Origin of the sequence: Halomonas sp. KHS3, assembly GCF_000830495.1 — a bacterium.
GTDB lineage: Bacteria > Pseudomonadota > Gammaproteobacteria > Pseudomonadales > Halomonadaceae > Vreelandella > Vreelandella titanicae.
The window spans coordinates 777,926-797,535 of record NZ_JWHY01000002.1 but is presented as its reverse complement, the minus strand read 5'-3'; the positions used below and the strand labels follow the sequence as shown (position 1 = coordinate 797,535).

At 52.6% G+C, this 19,610-nt stretch carries 21 protein-coding genes; 7 read left to right on the top strand and 14 right to left on the bottom strand.

Annotated features, from left to right (window positions below; translation table 11 throughout):
* Window positions 1–143 precede the first annotated feature (143 nt).
* Complete coding sequence (locus RO22_RS05790) at window positions 144–992, bottom strand: LysR family transcriptional regulator (RefSeq protein ID WP_041157829.1); 849 nt, start codon at window positions 990–992, stop codon at window positions 144–146.
* A 139-nt stretch (window positions 993–1,131) separates the two neighbouring features.
* Here RO22_RS05790 and RO22_RS05785 point away from each other — a divergent pair, with 139 nt between their 5' ends.
* Window positions 1,132–1,800 (top strand): FMN-dependent NADH-azoreductase, encoded by a 669-nt coding sequence (locus RO22_RS05785; RefSeq protein WP_027959821.1) that lies wholly within the window; start codon window positions 1,132–1,134, stop codon window positions 1,798–1,800.
* Window positions 1,801–1,886: 86 nt separating this feature from the next.
* Here the strand turns inward: RO22_RS05785 and RO22_RS05780 are convergent, their stop codons facing one another.
* The 5 genes from RO22_RS05780 to RO22_RS05760 form a co-directional block, all read right to left on the bottom strand.
* Window positions 1,887–2,423 (bottom strand): YdeI/OmpD-associated family protein, encoded by a 537-nt coding sequence (locus RO22_RS05780; RefSeq protein ID WP_027959822.1) that lies wholly within the window; start codon window positions 2,421–2,423, stop codon window positions 1,887–1,889.
* Window positions 2,424–2,570: 147 nt separating this feature from the next.
* Window positions 2,571–3,335, bottom strand: coding sequence for an SDR family oxidoreductase (locus RO22_RS05775; protein ID WP_027959823.1), 765 nt, complete (start codon window positions 3,333–3,335; stop codon window positions 2,571–2,573).
* 282 nt (window positions 3,336–3,617) lie between these two features.
* Complete coding sequence (locus RO22_RS05770; protein WP_027959824.1) at window positions 3,618–3,983, bottom strand: TfoX/Sxy family protein; 366 nt, start codon at window positions 3,981–3,983, stop codon at window positions 3,618–3,620.
* Window positions 3,984–4,297: 314 nt separating this feature from the next.
* Window positions 4,298–4,978: a glutathione S-transferase family protein gene (locus RO22_RS05765; RefSeq protein ID WP_027959825.1), complete on the bottom strand. Its 681-nt coding sequence runs from the start codon at window positions 4,976–4,978 to the stop codon at window positions 4,298–4,300.
* Complete coding sequence (locus RO22_RS05760) at window positions 4,975–5,403, bottom strand: DoxX family protein (RefSeq protein WP_035538570.1); 429 nt, start codon at window positions 5,401–5,403, stop codon at window positions 4,975–4,977. Before RO22_RS05760 ends, RO22_RS05765 begins: the two co-directional genes overlap by 4 nt.
* Before the next feature lie 114 nt (window positions 5,404–5,517).
* Between RO22_RS05760 and RO22_RS05755 the strand changes: the two genes are divergently transcribed.
* On the top strand, window positions 5,518–6,387 hold the full coding sequence (locus RO22_RS05755; protein ID WP_039859285.1) for a LysR family transcriptional regulator: 870 nt from the start codon (window positions 5,518–5,520) through the stop codon (window positions 6,385–6,387).
* Here RO22_RS05755 and RO22_RS25295 read toward each other — a convergent pair.
* Together RO22_RS25295 and ilvY are read right to left on the bottom strand one after the other, a co-directional pair.
* A complete protein-coding gene (locus RO22_RS25295; RefSeq protein ID WP_400668711.1) occupies window positions 6,298–6,543 on the bottom strand; it encodes a GNAT family N-acetyltransferase in 246 nt (81 codons plus the stop codon). The genes RO22_RS05755 and RO22_RS25295 overlap by 90 nt on opposite strands.
* Window positions 6,544–6,988: 445 nt before the next feature.
* Entirely contained in the window at window positions 6,989–7,867 is an 879-nt protein-coding gene (gene ilvY / locus RO22_RS05750; RefSeq protein WP_009287237.1) for an HTH-type transcriptional activator IlvY, read from the bottom strand.
* Between the two features lie 243 nt (window positions 7,868–8,110).
* Here ilvY and ilvC point away from each other — a divergent pair, with 243 nt between their 5' ends.
* Together ilvC and RO22_RS05740 are read left to right on the top strand one after the other, a co-directional pair.
* The gene (gene ilvC, locus RO22_RS05745) at window positions 8,111–9,583 is read left to right on the top strand and encodes a ketol-acid reductoisomerase (RefSeq protein WP_041157828.1); all 1,473 of its coding nucleotides are present in this window, start codon (window positions 8,111–8,113) and stop codon (window positions 9,581–9,583) included.
* Window positions 9,584–9,702: 119 nt separating this feature from the next.
* Entirely contained in the window at window positions 9,703–11,220 is a 1,518-nt protein-coding gene (locus RO22_RS05740) for an ATP-binding cassette domain-containing protein (RefSeq protein WP_041157827.1), read from the top strand.
* A 49-nt stretch (window positions 11,221–11,269) separates the two neighbouring features.
* On the opposite strand, the gene RO22_RS24775 is transcribed toward RO22_RS05740, so the two are convergent.
* On the bottom strand, window positions 11,270–11,440 hold the full coding sequence (locus RO22_RS24775; RefSeq protein WP_162836261.1) for a hypothetical protein: 171 nt from the start codon (window positions 11,438–11,440) through the stop codon (window positions 11,270–11,272).
* Between the two features lie 571 nt (window positions 11,441–12,011).
* On the opposite strand from RO22_RS24775, the gene RO22_RS25175 reads away from it, so the two are divergent.
* Both RO22_RS25175 and RO22_RS25170 read left to right on the top strand, forming a co-directional pair.
* Window positions 12,012–12,611 (top strand): AGE family epimerase/isomerase, encoded by a 600-nt coding sequence (locus RO22_RS25175; RefSeq protein ID WP_268747786.1) that lies wholly within the window; start codon window positions 12,012–12,014, stop codon window positions 12,609–12,611.
* On the top strand, window positions 12,509–13,066 hold the full coding sequence (locus RO22_RS25170) for an AGE family epimerase/isomerase (protein ID WP_200890234.1): 558 nt from the start codon (window positions 12,509–12,511) through the stop codon (window positions 13,064–13,066). The genes RO22_RS25175 and RO22_RS25170 overlap by 103 nt, the downstream gene beginning before the upstream one ends.
* A gap of 78 nt (window positions 13,067–13,144) precedes the next feature.
* On the opposite strand, the gene RO22_RS05730 is transcribed toward RO22_RS25170, so the two are convergent.
* Together RO22_RS05730 and RO22_RS05725 are read right to left on the bottom strand one after the other, a co-directional pair.
* Complete coding sequence (locus RO22_RS05730; RefSeq protein WP_041157826.1) at window positions 13,145–14,176, bottom strand: aldo/keto reductase; 1,032 nt, start codon at window positions 14,174–14,176, stop codon at window positions 13,145–13,147.
* 5 nt (window positions 14,177–14,181) lie between these two features.
* The gene (locus RO22_RS05725; RefSeq protein WP_041157825.1) at window positions 14,182–15,396 is read right to left on the bottom strand and encodes an MFS transporter; all 1,215 of its coding nucleotides are present in this window, start codon (window positions 15,394–15,396) and stop codon (window positions 14,182–14,184) included.
* Between the two features lie 109 nt (window positions 15,397–15,505).
* Here RO22_RS05725 and RO22_RS05720 point away from each other — a divergent pair, with 109 nt between their 5' ends.
* Window positions 15,506–16,429, top strand: coding sequence for a LysR family transcriptional regulator (locus RO22_RS05720; RefSeq protein ID WP_041157824.1), 924 nt, complete (start codon window positions 15,506–15,508; stop codon window positions 16,427–16,429).
* 422 nt (window positions 16,430–16,851) lie between these two features.
* On the opposite strand, the gene RO22_RS05715 is transcribed toward RO22_RS05720, so the two are convergent.
* The 3 genes from RO22_RS05715 to RO22_RS05705 all read right to left on the bottom strand — a co-directional run bounded on the left by RO22_RS05715 (window position 16,852) and on the right by RO22_RS05705 (window position 19,153).
* Window positions 16,852–17,379 carry a GNAT family N-acetyltransferase gene (locus tag RO22_RS05715; RefSeq protein WP_009287232.1) on the bottom strand — a complete coding sequence of 176 codons (528 nt, stop codon included), beginning with the start codon at window positions 17,377–17,379 and terminating at the stop codon, window positions 16,852–16,854.
* A gap of 183 nt (window positions 17,380–17,562) precedes the next feature.
* A complete protein-coding gene (locus RO22_RS05710) occupies window positions 17,563–18,246 on the bottom strand; it encodes a DUF899 domain-containing protein (protein WP_027959834.1) in 684 nt (227 codons plus the stop codon).
* Between the two features lie 136 nt (window positions 18,247–18,382).
* Window positions 18,383–19,153, bottom strand: a complete 771-nt coding sequence (locus tag RO22_RS05705; RefSeq protein ID WP_041157823.1) for an aminoglycoside nucleotidyltransferase ANT9 — start codon at window positions 19,151–19,153, stop codon at window positions 18,383–18,385.
* Window positions 19,154–19,610: the final 457 nt, after the last annotated feature.

Sequence of the window (19,610 nt, the reverse complement as noted above, 5' to 3'; positions counted from 1 at the left end):
CAGTTGCTCGCTCAATGCTGGTAAGCGCACCTTTATTTAACAAAAGGCTTTCAAGGGCCTGCATGTAGGCTCGCTTGTATGTGTTGAATTGCCATGCCTTACTCACTCTTATAAGGGTAGATTTAGCAAACACAATGTGAAATTTAATTAACTTTAGACTTAAGCCAATCGACAAAGGCCTGCATTTTGGCGCTATGCTGCCAACTTTGGGTCGGGATGTAGTAACACAGCATTGAATCAACGCCTTGATACGACATTGGCTGCAATGTGTTAGCTTTCACAAAGTCAGAAACCAGAGTCTCTGAACAAAACACCAGCCCTTTCCCAGCAATAGCTTCATACACGCCATAGAGCTCCTGATCAAAATATCTTATTTCAAAGTTTGGAAGAGACTCCCCATTTTCCATTAACCAGCTTTCCCAAGGTGAATCCGGTAATTTACTATTCTTCCATTTAGTCAGGTAGACAATAGAAGGCTTATCCGCTGTGATAGAGTTGATAAAAGAAGAGCCTCCATACACGTTAAAACGTTCTTTTTTCAATAAGCTTGACTCATCAACACGGGTTACGTCTCCCAAACGGATAGAGAGGGCATTAATTTTAGATGCCACCACTTCACCTGTTGATATTTCAACATCAATATTTTGATAGATTTTATTGAAATCATGTAATAACGGAATTAACACCAGGGCAGCAAAGGATGAAGTGGTATCAACATTCAGTCGTGATGCCCCTGACTTTATATTATCTAGCGCAGTCTGAATTTTCTGCAGACCTGCTGTTGTTGCCTCAGCGAGCTGGTGCCCCTCTGAAGTTAATATCACTTTTCGGTTTTTTCGGTTAAACAGCCGCACTCCCAACCTACTCTCAAGGTTGCTGATGTGGTGCGACACACCTGCTGGCGTTATCGACAGCTCCTCAGCGGCATCTTTAAAGCTCCCCAGTCGAGCTGCTGCTTCAAACACCTTAATCGCTTGCAATGAAGCCTTCACCGCCAGCCTCCCATTTTGGACTCAAACTCGTTTCTCAATAGGTAAGTTTTACTCATCTATCGAGCCAGTTTATTCATTTGCCGCAGTATTGGCAAAAAGGCAGCATAGCCACTCCACATCACTATCCGTCGAGCCCACTATGCACACATTACTTCATATAGACGCCAGCGTACGCAAGACGTCCAACCCAAACCCCGACCACAACTCAATATCAAAGCGCATTGCTATGCAGTTTGTTGATAAATGGAGGTCTGCTAAAAGTACAGATAATTACATTTATCGTGATATTGGCTTAAATCCACCAGCTTTCATTGACCAAGACTGGATAGGCGCTGTGTTTACTCCGGATGACCGAAAAAGTTCTGAGCAACGCGAAAAACTGGCTTTATCAGATCAGCTATTTAACGAGTTATCTCAAGCGGATGTCATTTTAATATCTTCACCTATGTACAACTACGGCATGCCCGCCCCTCTTAAAGCATGGTTCGATCAGGTAATGCGTATAAATAAAACATTTAGCTTTGACTTGGCTCGTGGCGACCATCCTATAGAGCCACTTTTGTCTGGAAAAACACTTATTTTAGTGACCTCATGCGGAGAATTTGGGTTTGGGCCAGGAGGTGAACGTGAGCATATGAATCACCTCGGGCCACACATTAAAACATTGGGCAGATACTTGGGTGTCGAGTCATTTTATGAAATAACGTCAGAGTACCAAGAATTTGGGGACGAAAGGCATCAGGAATCAGTTGCTAATGCGCTTAAAAATGCAGGATTACTAGCGACTGATTTGGCTAGCAAAGCATAAATCCTTAAGCAGTAGTAGGGCAGTGCAATATGCGCTGCCCTGCTTAAAAGCTATTAATCTTGAACAGTAATACAGAAACTGCAACGCTAACCTGCCGTTTTAGGTGGGCTAAACGCTTTACTGTAATAGCCAGATGGATCGAAGCAGCAAACGCGGCGCTTTCCAGAAGCAAGCATGTCGCAAGCATCGAGAATCCGCTTCGCTCGAGTCTTGGACTGCTTGGCGGACGTAATCCAATGAATCCAGTCCAGGCGAGCAATCGTCGTGGTATCGCTCCAAACGGCTTGAGCTTCTGGAGACTCTGCAAGGGCATCCTGCAAATCAGCGGGCACCTCGGGTTCAGGCTCCTGCTCTACGGGCGTAATCTCAAAGGTGACATCGTCGCCACTGTTAACGCCTGCCGATTCAAGCAGCTCTTTACTTACCCGCAACCAATGGCTCAATTGGCCGTCCGGTTCAAGAGTAGCCTGGAAGGCATAAGTATTGAGAGTGCCCTCTACCGTTGTCCTGCCTCGCCGTGGGAGCTTCTCACTCACGCTTTTGGGCAGCACGACAAAAGCCCATGAATTATCGCTATCCTGCTTGGCGGGCCGAAGAAGCGTTGCTTTAAACTGAGATGTCATAGCTCTTTGTATCCTATTTTTAGTGTGGCAATTAACAGTACTCCAATCAAAAGGGGCAGCCCCTCCTTCAGAACGGGCTGCCTGTGGCATGCTGCTGCATAGCTCAAGGCCCCTAATCCTGATTATAGTCAGAGTGAGGCCCTATATTCAGACGCGATTTATTGATACTCCACCATCTGCCAATAGTGCCGTTCCGGTCGTAAAGCTGGATGCATCTGAAGCCAGGTAGAGTGCGGATTGAGCAATCTCTTCAGGCTTTGCCGTCCGCTTCATTGCATGTAGGTTGGCTACGAACGCTAATGCTTCGGGAGTGTTGGCAAACTCCCTGGCTGCAGCAGTATCCGTGCCTCCCGGTAGTAGCGCATTCACTCGAATGTTATCAGAGCCATATTCACAAGCGAGTACTTGCGTCAGCCCGATTAATCCCGCTTTACTGGCCGCATAAGCAGCCATGCCTGGCATTCCAGCGCTATAGCCAACAAATGTTGAAGTGAAAATTAACGAACCACCGCCACTCGTTAGCATGGCCGGCAGTTGATACTTAGCTGCCAGAAAAGCGCTCGTTAAATTGGTCGTGATCACCTGATTCCAATCGGCCAACGACATCTCGGGCACCGGCCCCATCGCACCTAAAATGCCTGCGTTGTTAAATGCCGCGTCCAATTGACCAAACCTCGCGAGCGTCTCGTCAACGAGCTTTCTGGCGAAATCCTCATCACCTACGTCGCCAGCAACCGCTAACGCTTGGCCACCCTCCTCTTTTATAGCGTCGACCAACGCATCCAGCTCTGCCTCTCTTCTGGCAGCTACCACTACAGTAGCCCCCTCCTTAGCGAAAAGTCGGGCAGTCGCATAACCGATGCCTGCGCTGGCACCAGTAACAATGGCGACTTTATTTTCGAGTACTTTCATCTTTGTGACCTCCATCACTGTTCAAAAGAAGGAACAACCCTCCACCAACAGCGAAGATCATAAGAGGTCGTTTACCCAGCGCCGACCCGAAACTTGCTATATTACGCGGGTACGCAGATGCTGATTACATCAGAGTCCTGTTATGGCGCAGCGAGCCGTTGCTTATACTGCTCCGGAATAAGTCCACGATGTAACTAAAAGGTGTCGGCTTATATGGGTCATTACAACGAAAATTTGGACGGATGTTTAGTCTATTCTACTCTTTGATAGAGATATAATTACCTATTTACTTTTCTTGACTCTGGCCTTACCCTTCAGGCGTTTCGCCCGCAATGCAGTTTCATAAGCACGATCGGCCCATTCCCTGGCATGAACTGGATTTTCAAAGATTTCCTCGGGTGCAGCGTAATAAGCCATTTTCACCCTTTTACCCCTCTTCTCGTATTCAAACTGCTCCATGCCCAATTCGATAAAGGAGCCTACCGAACTTTCATCCGCTTTGAGGTAAAGAACATCATCGGCGACGAGCGCAAACATAAGACCATCGCGATAAACGCCATATCCTCCAAACATGCGCTTAGTTTCTATTGCACCAAATAGCGCAAATACGTCGCTGAGGTTTGCGATAAATTCGCTGGTAGCTTTCATTACCCTAAAATCCGATTTCAGCCGCACTGCATAGCAGCATTGTATGGAATATTAAGACTGGAATGGACTGACTTCGCTTTAAACGAAAGTTGAGTCAAAATCATTCCAGCTCAGCAAGCCGAGCTATTACTAGATCTCTTAATAATTTTTCATCAACTTTCCAGTCACTAGGAATTTGAAATAATTTTTTCTTAACAACGTATTTCTAAGCCTGAGTGAAATCCAGAATTTCCTTTACCAATTCATCAGGCGTCTCTTCAATAATCAAGTGTCCGGCATTCTCAATATAGTCATAAGACCTGGCAAGTTCCCAATCACTCATGAGCCACGCCTGTTACCAGCGTGGACATATAGCTTCCCCGGTTCTGAATATAGGCCAACAGGCGCTCAGGGTAGTCAACGGTGACAGCCTGCCGGATAGACTCGCGAGATCGCAGATGGCCTTGCCAGCGCTGAACGTTCCCCGCTTCCCGAGACAAATCCAGCCCTATTACCGAATCAAATACGTCAAAATACCTGAAAATCGGGCCATAAACGGCATCGATGATCCGAAAGTTATGTCCGGAAAAATAGGGGCCATTGCCCAGCCGTTCATCCAGTTGTAAAAGCCGCTTCCGTAACATCGCGAGCGCGGCACTGAACCTCTCCTGTGTCGGGGCGTTATAGAGTTGAGCGATGCTGCTCAGCAGGCCGGATCCGAATTCGATCCAGGCGCGATGATCGGCACGCTCCAATGGATCTTCCGGATGCAGTGAGCCCGGAGTAACCTCATTCAGGTATTCGCAGATCACAGCAGACTCGAACAAGGACTGCCGTGCTCCGACCACCAGTACCGGCACCTTTCCCAGCGGGGAAATTTGCCGGAACCAATCCGGCTTGTCGGCCAGGTCGATGTCCGTGCGACGGTAAGGAATTTGTTTCTCATGCAGCACAATGACCGAGCGTTGTACGTAGGGGCAAAGTACATGGGTGATGAGTTCGAATTCTGGGCTCATTGGTGAGGCTCCTTGTGGTGAACAAAAGATTGTCGGGCGTTGAGCGCATATTGTCCGTCGCCCAGACACAGCTGAACCACGGCCATGGCGGTCAGAAACAACGGGTACTCCCAGCCACCTCCGGTATTGGTAAAAAGCCAGCCATTGCCGGCATGTACCCAGGTAGCGCCCAACAAGACGGGTATTACCGCTAATGCCCATACCCGGCTGTGCCAGCCTGCGATGAGGCCTGTTCCGGCCAGGACTTCGATCAGGAATACCCCGTACGCCAGCAGGCCAGGCAGGCCGACACTGTCAAAGAATTCGGCGGTACCGGGCAGAGTGAAGACCACCATTTTCAGATAGAGGCTGTGAGCCAGAAGCACCAACCCGAGTGATAGTCGCAGTATCAGGGCGGCCAGTTGGGGGGTTAATCTGTCTAACATCTGCGTTCTCCTTGGCATTGGTTTCGGGTTCAATATCGCTCTTGCATCTGGCGAATGGAATTCGCGATACCAGCAAGGTAAAATTGCATTTTTGCAAACACTGGGAAAACCCTGATGGACTGGAATGCACTGAAGATATTTCTCGCCATCGAACAGGCGGGGTCTCTGGCTGGCGCGGCTCGGGCGCTGGGTGTGAACCATTCGACCGTGTTTCGCCGGTTGAACACCCTCGAGAAGGATCTGGGCTCCCGTCTGTTCGAACGCCAGTCCGGCGGCTATGCGCTGACACCTCTGGGGGAGGAGCTGAGAGATATCGCCAATCGCGTCGATGGCGCCTTCAACGATATGGAGCGTCACATTGCGGGTCGCGACGTGCAGCCGAAAGGTAAAGTACGGATCACCGCGCCCAACAATCTCGCGTACAGGTACCTGCCGGATTATCTAGCCGACTTCAATCGGAGCTATCCGGATATCAAGGTCGAATTGTTGGTCAGTAATCTCGAGGTCAATATGAACAGTCGGCAAGCGGACATTGCAGTTCGCGTTACCGATGCTCCGCCAGAGCATCTAGTTGGCCGACAAGTGCGGTCTATAGGTTGGAGTGTTTACGGCAGTGCGGCCTACAGGGAAAAATACGGCTTTCCGGGCGACTTGGACGCTTTACAGCATCATCGCCTAATTGGTGCCAGCGGTGGTATGCAGCACTTACCGGCTTTCGTCTGGGTGGAACGCAATTTGGCGCAGTGTGTGTCGGCGCGCAGCGACGACCTGGTGGCTATGTCTTCACTAGCCCAGAGTGGCCACGGCCTGGCCCTGTTGCCGAACGATCAGCAGAGACCAGAACTGGAAGCCCTGTTCGCTTTACCGCCAGGCAAGACATCGAACCTGTGGCTGCTAACTCACCCGGACCTGCGCCAGGTGGAACGCATCAAGCTGGTGATGCGCCACCTGGCAGACGACTTTGCCGGAGACCATCGTCTGTAATCTCGCGGAAAAGCGAAGAGGGCCGAAGCGGCGTTGGGCAGGATGACGCCGGGGATCGATATTGATGGCCTTGAAATCGAGGTTGCGGGCTACCTTCTCAAGGGCAGAGGCCATACAGGCACCAATACCGTGGCGCCGGTACTGCGGTGCGACCATACCCCACTCACCCACGGCGAAAGATGTCTGTGTGTTGTGATGGACTCTGACTTAAGCGCTACAACACCGCAAGGTTCCGAGCCGACAAATGCCACGAGGACGACAGGCAATTGATTGCGGTTTGAATACGCCATAAAATCTCGGCGCGCATTACCGGGGCTACCTACGCCATAATATCCGGGCCATTCTGTTTGGAGCAGCCGCTCAAGGGCGAGCCCCATTGTTAATTGCTTTTGCTCTCAACGTGCTTCTTAACATTGTTAAGAATACCGAGCCAACCCTGCTTTTGCAGATCCGCTGAATATTCATCTTCAACTTCAAACGTTTCTATGAGCTAAACGCCATGCTGTGTTTCTATAAATTGCACCTCAATCGCTCGGCCATCTTCAAGCCTATAGTGAATCGATTTATAAGGGGGTTATTCTATGAATCCAGGCTTACAGGCCTACATCAAGCTCCAAAATGCATCGACCAGCGGGTTTTTTAAGTTTTTCTTTAACGTAAACAAGCCAATATCGTAGGGTTCCAGCTCAGGCTTCACATCAAGCACCCGAATACGATCCTTCAATGGGCTGTTATCGAGCACAATTTTTGGCACTACGCCAATGCCGAAGCCCAAGCTCACCATACTTACAATCGCCTCATTGCCCGTGACCTGTGCATAAATGCGCGGGGCAATATCGCGTTGGCGAAACCATTCGTCCACACGAGTTCTTGAGACACCGCTTTCAGATAAAATCATCGGGATATTCGCCCACTCTCCGGGTGCGGTTGGCGAGGTTGTGGGAATATTTGGCACTTGCTGCTCAAGTGGTGCGATAAATAACAAAGGCGACGTGGCAATGGGCTTGAATGCTAACCCGCGAGGTAAGTTTGCGGGGCGTGCCGCGATGCTGAGGTCTTCTTTACCGTCCAGAACATGCGCAATCGCGTGTTCTGGGTCCCCCGTGCGCAGCTTTATTTCAATCGCAGGATAGGCGATACGAAAGCGGCGCAGCAGCTCGTACAGAAAACTGTAGCTCGCGGTGACTGAACCGTACAAGCTGATTTCACCGCTTAATTGATCAGAGTTGTCAGTTAACTCATGGCGGATCAAGTTCCACTGGCTGCTGGTATCGCGCGCGTATTTAAGAAATTTCTGGCCTTCCTGAGTCAATGCCACGGTTCGATTGTCGCGATTAAACAGCGGTACACCCAGCTCGTCTTCTAAATGACGAATGTTGCGCGACAGCGCAGAAATGCTGATATGACACTCATCGCTGGCGCGTCCGAAATGCAGCGTTTCTGCCAGAGCAAGGAATTGTTTTAAAAGTTTAATATTCATAATAAGACCGACGCTCCGCGACTGCGCTTGTGGCGATGTCCGAATACTAACCGACAGTTGCGAAAAATGGGACGTGTTATTGCAAATATATCAATTTAAGAAAGAGTCACTCTTCTATACATTACCTCTCATCACATGCTCTTACTGACATGGCGCTAACGTTTACCCCTAGCGACGGTGTCACCTTTTTAATATCGGTGTACCTTACACCGACACATTGATCATAAAATTAGGATGCTAACGATGGCTAACTATTTCAATACGTTACCGCTACGCGAGCAATTGGCTCAGCTAGCGCAATGCCGCTTCATGCACACCGCTGAGTTTGCTGATGGAGTCGAAGCGCTAAAAGGCAAAAAAATGGTGGTTATCGGCTGTGGCGCACAAGGCCTTAACCAAGGTTTGAACCTACGTGACAGCGGCCTAGATGTTTCTTATGCACTGCGTCCTGAAGCCATTGAGCAAAAGCGCCAGTCCTGGAAAAACGCCACTGAAAACGGTTTTGTGGTAGGAACTTACGAAGAGTTGATCCCCACCGCAGACGTTGTTTTGAACCTCACCCCTGATAAGCAGCACACTTCAGTAGTGAACACAGTGATGCCGCTGATGAAGGAAGGCGCCTGCCTGTCTTACTCTCACGGTTTCAACATCGTAGAAGAAGGCATGAAAATTCGCGACGACTTAACCGTCATCATGGTGGCACCGAAGTGCCCTGGCTCTGAAGTTCGCGCTGAATACGTGCGTGGTTTCGGTGTTCCCACCTTGATCGCTGTTCACGAAGACAATGACCCCAAAGGCGAAGGCCTTGCGCTCGCCAAAGCTTACGCAGTAGGTACTGGCGGCCATAAAGCGGGCGTGCTGATGTCCTCTTTCATCGCGGAAGTGAAATCCGACCTGATGGGCGAGCAAACGATCCTTTGCGGCATGCTGCAAACGGGCTCCCTGCTTTGCTTCGACAAGATGGTCGAAGAAGGTATCGACCCGGGCTACGCCTCACGTTTGATTCAATACGGCTGGGAAACAGTCACCGAAGCACTGAAGTACGGCGGTGTGACGAACATGCTGGATCGTCTTTCTAACCCAGCGAAGATCAAAGCGTTCGATCTTTCTGAAGAGTTAAAAGACATCATACGTCCGCTGTACAACAAGCACCAAGACGACATCATGAGTGGCCACTTCTCTAAAACGATGATGGAAGACTGGGCGAACGATGATGCGAACCTTCTAAAATGGCGTGCAGAAACGGCTGAAACGAACTTCGAGAAAACACCCGCTGGCGATGTAGAAATCTCTGAGCAAGAGTTCTTCGACAACGGCATTTTGATGGTCGCTATGGTGAAAGCCGGTGTTGAGCTTGCTTTCGAAACCATGACAGCGGCGGGCATCATCGCTGAATCGGCTTACTACGAGTCGCTACACGAAACGCCGCTCATCGCGAACACCATCGCGCGTAAGAAATTGTACGAAATGAACGCGACTATCTCTGATACGGCGGAATACGGTTGCTACCTCTACAACCACGCCTGTGTGCCACTGTTGGCAGACTTTATGAAAGGCATCAAATCCGATGTGATCGGTAAAGGGCTTTCGCTAGACGACAACGGCGTTGATAACGCACGCCTGATCGAAGTTAACACTGCCCTTCGTTCACACCCCGTAGAAGCCGTTGGCTCGGTTCTTCGTGGCTACATGGCTGACATGAAAAAAATCGTTTAATCGCCTGATTAAACGATAGACGTTCAGGTCATCAAAACCTAAGCCGTCAAAAAAAGCCGAGATATCATCACGATATGCTCGGCTTTTTTGGTACCTCGAACAGCGTAAGGAAGAGAGTAATGGATTCGTTAACCCGCCTAGACAATATACGCCTATCAAAAGCGACGGTTAGCTTTGATGATCGTTTCACACTAAGCGAGATTGATTGGACCATTACGCCAGAACAGCATTGGGTTATCACTGGCCCCAATGGCGCAGGTAAATCCGCCCTTGCTGCTGCGCTCGCGGGCATTGGTGACATCCAGAGCGGAAGCATTCAAGGCCTTCCCAACAACGTGGAAATCGTCTCTTTTGAAGCACAGGCAGAGCTCATCGCCCAAGAGTTGAAAAAAGACGACGCCGACATTGTGGACGTCATTTCACTCGGCACTCCCGTCAGTGAAATGATTTTCGACCACTGCCAAGACACTGAACTTGCCCAATCCTTGGTCGAGAAATTTGGCCTAGGGAAACTGCTCGATCGCGCGTTTCGTAAACTTTCCACCGGTGAAACACGCAAAGTCATGCTGATTCGCGCGCTGGCCAACAAGCCTGATTTACTTATTTTAGACGAACCATTCGATGGCCTGGATGTAGACACGCTCGCCATGCTGCAAGCACATCTAGCCTCTATCATCGACACCGTTCCCATGGTCATGGTGCTGAATCGCTTTGATGAAATGCCCGACTTCATCACCCATGTGGCCTATCTAGATAAAGAACGTGAGGATAAAGAGCGTGGGGATAAAGACCGCTCGGATAAACACAGAGGGGATAAACAGAGTGGAGACATAGGCCGCTTGAAGCTCACGGTAGATCGTCTGGACGACGCCGCCTTTAATGAGCTCTACCAATTACTGCATTTGAAAACCACCGACCTAAGCGTGCCGGAGGCCGACCCCACCAATAAGCTACCCGCTCTCGACCCGAGCCAGCCATTAGTAAAACTAACGCAAGCGACCATCCAATACGGCGACACCGTGATTGTCGATAAGCTCGATTGGACGATAGAACGGGGCCAGCATTGGCAACTGAGTGGGCCTAACGGTAGCGGCAAAACCTGCGTTTTATCATTGATCACCGGCGATCATCCGCAGTGCTATACCAACGATATTTTCGTGTTTGGTTTCCAGCGCGGTAACGGCGAAAGCATCTGGCAGATTAAACAGTTTATCGGCTATGTATCCACTAACCTGCAGTGGGAATACCGGGTTAGCACCAGCTGCAAAAACGTGATTATTTCCGGTTTCTACGACAGCATCGGCATGTACACCAAGCCCACTGACAGCCAGAAAAAAATTGCCGACCAATGGCTCGAACTACTGGGCATGCAAGACCGCGCCAACCAGCCGTTTAACAAACTCTCGTACGGCGACCAGCGCCTGCTACTCATTGCCCGCGCCATGGTCAAACATCCGCCCCTGCTGATTCTAGATGAACCTTGCCTTGGCCTGGACGACATAAACCGCCAACTCGTCCTCGCCCTGATCGAGAAAATCTGCCAGGGCTCAGAAACCACCGTGCTCTACGTCAACCACCACGCGGAAGATCAGATAACAGGCATAGAGCATTATTTAGGACTGGAGAAAAATAACTAATTTTTCAAATAGTTAAGATCATTAACTATACTGAAAAATGGCCAGCCAGCTAGTCTTTTTTGTCTATCGTTACCTCAATCGATTTGCTATCGCCAGCAAACCATTTCTGAACATAAAGAGTGCCCACGATAGGCGCCGTTCCTTCATCAGGCACTTCTTTATAGCGAACGCTGTTTTTGGTTTCTTTCTCGTATTCAAACATAACTACTTTCTTCGACATGAAACATATCCAGTAAATAATAATTAGGACTTGGGCGACTAATGTCGCTCAACAGGCTTGTTAGGTTTTGGAATTAATCAGTCTCAAAGCGAACGGTTACTTTCGATCCGCACACCTGAGCGACGCAACGCGCATAGCCTTCAAGAGATCATCGACCTTGTGATGATATAGATCAAGGTCTACGTTGGATGCAGGCGCAGCCTGTTGCCGTGCCTTCACGCATCACACGGAGGTGAATATTGTTAGCAAGCTCAGGATCCACGCCCAGTCGCAGACACTGCCCGGTAGCAAGGCCGCCTTCGTCAGCGGCCAAACGATCCACCCCAACGGTGGCCCATCGTCAATGGCTGAGGCGAGCGCCCTCTTGATCACATAAAGATATGGATGCAATGAACCACGGCACAAAGCCCCATGACACCGATCAAAAGCCCCGGCGCTGGCTCGATAGCGCCACCCACCCTTCTGGCTGACCCGCGAAGGGCCCGCGCTGTTTGAGTTCCACCGCCAGGCGCGTCTGGACTCCGGCGGCTTCGCACCGCTCGATGGTGACGGGCGCATACCCGACGACGCCGTGGCCAACACCATGCTTACCGCGCGCATGACGCATAGTTGTGCCTTAGCAGCGCTACAGGGCGTGCCGGGCGCTGCCGCGCTGGCCGAGCATGCTATTCGCGCGTTGGAAGGTAAGCTGCACGACGAGCAACACGGCGGCTGGTTCGGGGCCGACCCCGCCACCAGCGACGACCGCACTAAGCAGTGCTATACCCATCACTTCGTCGCCCTCGGTGCCGCCACTGCGACCCACGCCGATATTCCCGGCGCGGCTGCTCTGCTCGAAGAGGCCATTGGGGTGATCGACACCCGCTTCTGGTCGATGGATGAGCAAGCTTTCGTCGAGAGTTTCAGCCAGGACTGGAGCGAACTGAGCGACTACCGCGGCGGTAACAGCAACATGCACGGCGTAGAGCTGTGCTTGGCCCTAGCCGATGTGCGCGACGAACCGCTGTGGCTTGATCGGGCGCTGGCCATCGTCGAACGACTGATTCACCGCCACGCGGCTCCCCGGGAATACCGCATCCTCGAGCATTTGAACACAACGCCGACCGCCCTGACGACGGCTTCTACCCCTATGGCGCTACGCCGGGGCACGGCTTTGAGTGGTCGCGTTTGATGCTGCACCTGGAAGCATCGCTGCAATCCCGCGGCCGAACGGTTCCTGCTTGGCTGTTCACCGACGCTGCGGCGCTATTTGACGCCAGCCTGCGCGACGGCTGGAATACCGACGGCGCCCCGGGGCTGGTATATACCGTCGATTGGGAGGGTAACCCGCACTCCCTGCGGCGACGCCACTGGACCCACGCCGAGGCGGCGGGCGCGGCGGCCGCGTTCCTACAGCGCACCGGCGAGGCCCACTACGAGCACTGGTATCGGCAACTCTGGGATGCGATCGACACTCTCTTTATCGATCGTAAACGGGGCGGCTGGCACCAGGAGCTCAACGGTGAGTTGCAGATCGACCCCGCCGAAGGCGACGTCAAACCCGATCTCTACCATGCCTACCAGTCCACCTTGCTGCCACGGTTGCCCTTAGCCCCCAACCTAGCGTTAACCGTCCACCGGTTGTAATAGTGCAACGTTCACCCGAGGTGGTCACCCCTCAGTCGCCGTGCCTGTCGTGGGCCCGGCTTTTTCAGTTTATTTCAGTCATACCAGTGGCGGATTACGCTCAGCGAACTGGCCGTTCCAATAGGGATAATAGGGGTAAGGCGGAGTTACCGCGCTCGCCTCGTCTAATCGTGCAACCTGAGACTCATCAAGGCGCCAGCCAACCGCACCGAGATTCTGCCGTAACTGGTTTTCGTCCCGGGCACCTATCAAAACCGATGACACCGTCGGACGGCGCAGCAACCAGTTAATCGCTACCTGGGGCACGCTCTTGCCGACTTCGTCAGCGATCTCGAATAGCACGTCCAGTACCCGGTACAGTCTTTCATTCGGCACAGGTGGCGCGAATCCTTCGGTCTCGTGAAGACGGCTCCCGGCGGGCAGTGGTTGGCCGCGACGAATCTTACCGGTCAGGCGGCCCCAGCCCAGCGGGCTCCACACCAGAGCACCCAGGCCTTGATCCTGCCCCAACGGCATCAGCTCCCACTCGTAATCCCTGCCCACCAGCGAGTAATACGTCTGGTTCGCCACGAAGCGCACATAGCCATAACGCTCGGCAACGCTCTGGGACTTCATCAACTGCCAACCAGAGAAGTTGGATGCCCCTAAGTAGCGAACCTTACCAGCCCGCACCAGATCATCCAGTGCGGACATCACCTCCTCCACCGGGGTCATGGCATCGAAGTGATGCAGTTGCAGCACATCGATATAATCGGTTTCCAGCCTTTTTAGTGCGCGCTCGGTGGCGCGGATCAAGTGGTGTCGAGAACTGCCCACGTCATTGGCGTCCTCCCCGCTGCGTAGTGACAGCTTCGTGGACACGATCACCCGGTCACGACGGCCTTTGATCGCCGCACCAAGAATCGCTTCCGATGCACCGTCAGAATAAACATCAGCGGAGTCGAACAGATTGACCCCAGCATCCAGACATATATCGATCAACCGCTTCGCTTGCTCAACATCGGTATTGCCCCAGGCACTGAACAGCGGCCCCTTGCCACCAAAGGTGCCGGCCCCGAAACCCAATGCAGGCACCTTGAAACCAGACCGCCCTAGATAACGATATTCCATCACACTCACTCCTGTTCGCAGGAAATTGCCGGGGCGGGCCGAAGGGACTCGCCATGCTCACGTTTGATTGCCCAAACGGCCACCGCCAGTCCGGTAAGAGCAACCAGTGCGGCGGCGCCAGGCACGGCGGTAAAGCTGCCGCTGCGCTCGATCACCACACCGCCCAAGCCCGCACCAATGGCATTGCCCAGATTGAACGCACCGATATTGAAACTGGACGCCAGGCTGGCCGCGCCTTCCGCCCGGTTAAGTACCCACAGCTGTAAGGGCGCCACCGTAGCGAAACCGGCCATGCCCAGCAGGCCGACGAAGACCACCGTTGTCCACTGATAGCCGAGCGCAAAAGGAAACAGGCCCAGCACCGCCGCCAGCACTGCCAATGTGATAATCAGGGCCGGTGCCAGCCCCCGATCCGCGAGACGCCCGCCGAGCAGGTTACCGACGATCATGCCAACGCCGAATACCAGCAGAATCAGCGACACCGCATCCTGGGAGAAACCGGCGATGCCGGTCAGCATCGGCTGGATGTAGGTAAACACGGTGAACACCCCGGCGATGCCAAGCGCTGTCATCAGCAACCCCAGCAACACCGTGGGTCGACCGATCGACGCCAGACTCTTTTGCCAACCCAATACCTCTCCGTCACCGCTGTCGCGAGGCACCATGAGGGCGATCACCAGGGTCGCCAGTACGCCCACACCGGTGATTGCCCAGAAGGTGGTGCGCCAGCCATATTCGTGCCCCAGCCAAGCGCCAGCGGGCACGCCCAGCAGCGTCGCCACGGTCAAGCCGGTGAACATCGTGGCGATGGCACTGGCCCGTTTGTCCGGCGCCACCAGGCCAGTGGCGACCACCGAACCGACGCCGAAAAAAGTGCCGTGTGCTAGGGAGGTCACCACCCGGGCAACCATCAGCATCGAGTAGTTCGGAGCCAGCGCACAGGCCAGGTTGCCGAGGGTAAAAATAACCATCAACGCCACCAGCACCTTCTTGCGAGGCCAGCGGGCACTGGCAATGGTGAGCAACGGCGCGCCCACGAACACACCCAAGGCATATCCGGAGATCAGTAGGCCCGCTTGGCGGATACTTACATCCATATCGGCGGCCACTTGCTCCAGCACCCCCATGATCACGAACTCGGTGGTGCCGATGCCGAAGGCACCAATGGTCAAAGCGTAGAGCGCCCAGGGGATCGGGCGCGAAGAGGTTGAAGCCATCATCAAAACGTCCATCAGGGAATGATGAGACGAATGCTAGACCTGCATCACCCTCCTTGATACCTTTAGGATCTTTAATGACTTTCAATATTTTATTGACAATGAGGCCATCATGGATCGTCTAAGCGACATCGCTCTCTTTCTGCGCGTGGTGGATCTGGGTACGATCAGCGCCGCCGCCCGCAGCCTTGACCTCTCGGTGGCCGTGGCCAGCCAACGTCTGCAGCGGTTGGAAAAGGGCCTCAATGTACGACTACTGCACCGCACAACCCGACGCCTTCACCCCACCCCCGAGGGGCTGGCACTGGCGGAACAGGGCCGCGATCTAGTGGAGGGGCTGGAAGCACTCACTCAGGATCTACGCAGCAGCGCCGACAACGTCACCGGCACCCTGAGAGTTACTCTGCCCCACTCCTTCGGGCGTCAGTACATTTCACCGCTGTTACCCGAGTTCCTTAACCGCTACCCCCGCTTGAACCTGGATGTCAGCCTGACTGACCAAGTAGTGGATCTGGTGGGCGAGGGCTACGATCTGGGCATTCGCATCGGCATTCTGGAAGATTCCAGTTTGGTGGCGCGACGCCTGGCCGACGACGAGCGGGTACTGTGCGCCTCTCCCGACTACCTGAAACGCCACGGCACCCCACAACACCCCGGCGACCTGGCCGATCACCAATGCCTGGTACTTTCCAGCAGTCGGCGTCGGCAGGACATCTGGCATCTCACCGACAAACAAGGGCAAAGCGAGGCGGTACAGGTAGGCGGCCGCATACGCAGCAATCAGGGTGAAATGCTCACCGAGGCGGTACTCGGCGGCCTGGGCATCGCACAGCACTCGGTGTGGCACATCCACGAATACCTGCGCAGCGGTCAATTGAGCGTGGTATTGCCGGATTACCGATTAACGGAAACCGGTATCTACGCGGTGATGCCCCAGCGGCAGCTGGTGCCGCCTCGGGTAAGGGCGTTTGTAGCGTTTCTGGAAGAGCGCCTAGCTGAACATCCTGTCTGGGCGTTGCGACGGGAAAATCAGTAAGTGTCAATAATCCGAAGAAGCCATTTCCGCGCCTCCGTTTCCTCCCTCAGTGCGATGGCTGCTAAAAATAACCACATGGTATGGAGGCTCGGGGGCGTTAGCATTTTTTGTCATAGCTCTCTTTAGACATTTTTAACCTGTCGAAAAGGCTTCAGTGAGACACGCCACAATTCGATCAGCGCACACTCCTAAGGAATCAAGATCGGGGTCATAGATGGTGACCTCCGTGCCAACGCATTTGGGTGATGAGAGAGGTTGCGTTAGGAGAGTGGTGATCACTATAAGCTATGGCCCTCCAGCAAACACTTGGCCCCCCCAAGCTACGGGTATTTATTGATATTATGGTTGAAGAGCTTTTTAAGGCTTAGTTTTTTCGGTTCCTTATAAGATTGCAAACCGAGGTGATCAGACTGAGCTTCAGGTTATACAGCTACTATAGATCTGCTTTGAAACGAAAGAAATTTACTGCCACCTAAGATGCGATCCTCGACATATTTCATACCAATTTTTTCGGCTACGCGAGCTGACGCAATATTCTGTGGGTCTATATCCGCAACTATGCGAGGAAGCCCAACGGTGTTGAGCCCATGCTCAAGAATAATCTTCGCTGCCTCTGTAGCGACCCCTTTACCCCACGCATCCCTGACTAAGCGCCAACCGATCTCTACTTCAGGCTTTAGCACATGGTAAGGAATTAAAAGAACCCAACCGTAGAATTTTTCTGTTTCACGATCACGGATCGTCCAATAGCCCAGCCCAGAGGGATACACTTGCTCAATCCGCTCAACCACAAAGCTTCTATGAGCGCTAGGCTTATGCCAAGGCCCCTGGACGAACCGCGTTACCTCTGGATCACGATCCATTCTCAAACACTCTTCGAGATCACTTAGCCTCCGTGGCCGGAGCGTTAGATGATTGGTGTTAAAGGAGGGTTGCGTATTACGCTGCATAACAAAGCTCTAGATAAAAGCGGCCCCGGGGCAATCCTCACTCCTCGATTTCATTTGGAGGGAAGGTGTTCTTAAATTGCCATTGATTGCAAACTAACGCTTGAACAGAACGGCCTTTGAAACACATGCACAATCTGCAAAAAAACGCCTCACTTCAATGGTTGTTTAGCTCACATATGAGTTTCAGCCGCCATACTCGTCGTGGCGGCGGTTCCACACATACGGCTTCGTCTGTGGCCAACCTTCCGGTGAGTCCTCCCAGGTTTCCTGGCGACCAAACGGCGTCAAATCCAGGTATGTCCAGTGGCTACCTAAATATTCGACGCCACGGGCACCGGTAAAGTAGGTACGATAAATGTCGTTTCCATCGCGGAGGAAGACACTCGCGCCATGCCTTTCGCCCTCCTCTGTCGTTGCGCCGACATCCTCGTTGAAGTCGCTTCCGTAAGAGGAGTACCAGGGAATCGTCCAGCCCATGCGCGTCTTATATTGATTGATTTTCTCTAGCGGAGCGCGTGACACCATGACCAGCGAAGTGTCACGTGCATGGAGGTGCGCCGGGTGCGTCATGGCATCGGCCACCCACGAGCACCCATCACACCCCGCCTTCCAATCGGGGGCAAACATGAAATGGTAAACAATCAGTTGACGTCGCCCAGCGAACAAGTCAAGGAAGGACACACTGCCCTCATCGCCCTGGAAGACATAAGGCTTTTCCATTTTCACCATGGGTAGCTTGCGCCGCTCAGCGCTCAAGGCATCGCGTGCCCGAGTGTGTTCTTTTTCTTTAATGAGCAATCGGTTGAGTGCCGCCTCCCACTCTTCAGGGGAGACAACTTGCGGTAAAGGGTGTTTAGTTGTTGGCATATTTGGCCCTTCTTCTTTAAAGCCCGTTTGTTCTCGCTCCGCAGAAAGATCTAATTCATGGGTTGATACCAATAGCCGACTCAGTGCTTGAGTAGCACCATAGTCACCTCCCTTTCGGTAAGGGTCAGCGCTTCTATCAATGCGGGGTGGCAAGGCACGTTTCGATGGATTGCCGCATGGAACAAATTAGCGCCTGGAACTCCCCCTGCTTCCCCTGCCATTGGTCGACGACCTTTCCGAGGTAGCCTTGCTTAGCGTAGTCCAATAAAGCCGCATCTTCCTTTGCCAGCTGTTCCTTTGCCCACTCTGCTGCCACATCTTTTGAAGCAATATCACCCGTTGCTACGGTCAGCCACATGCGAGACAAGGTTAAGAGCACATTGCGTTCATCACCTGCTGTCTCTGCCAGCAACGTAGGCAAGGAATCACGAATCGCTCTTTGGACATCAGCCATTGGCACTGGCTCAAACACCTCAGCGGCGTTGATCCCATATAGCGGCAGGCTGTTATCGATCACCTTTTTCAGCACAATCGCCAGATCAGGATCACAGGCTGGTTTCGGGATGTGCCCTGCCTCGAACTCATCCCGCAACCACTCACCGTATATAAGTTCCGCCCGCGGCGGGAACCGCCAGGGCACAACATCAGAGATCGTGATGACCGTCAGCTCTACTGGCCTGGTAGCTTGTGCATTGCCAATCGTGCCAGAGACCTTCATCAGCTGCGCAACCAGAGCCTCCCTCTGCTTACAGCTTGGTGAGTCGCTCACTGCCACCAGAACATCAACATCGCTGTTACGCTGTAAGCCATCGGCAACGGCAGAACCAAAAAGATAAATACCCACAATCGACTCGCCAAGCACGTCTTCCGCGATGGATTGCGCTTGTTGTGCTTCATATGGAATCACGGGTCACACCACTTTTGCTGGAATGTAGTTTCCTACACTGACGAAATGCGGCGATGGTAAAAATCGAACCAGATAGAGAGTGTTTTTGAGTTTTTAGGTGGCCCAATATCTTCATCAAACATAAGCTTATGACCTCGGGTGTTACTACCCCAAACTCATGCAGGCCCCACGGTTTATCAGTGATTCTCTAAAAGATATTAACTCCACGACGCTGATAGTCGTGAACAATCTCGGCGAAACCTTCACAATCTACATAGCCAAAGTAGGAATGTTCTCACGCATCACGAGCAGATAATTCATCAGGACAGTGGCCTAATGAAAAACAAGCTGGACAAGTTCATCGGCCACGGGACTGAGCTTATAGGCGGCTTTGTGATGACCAGCACTGGCTGCTTGATGCGGCAGCACACACGACTTTTCAAACAGCTTTAGCTTTTAAGATGGCTATCGGCTTGCT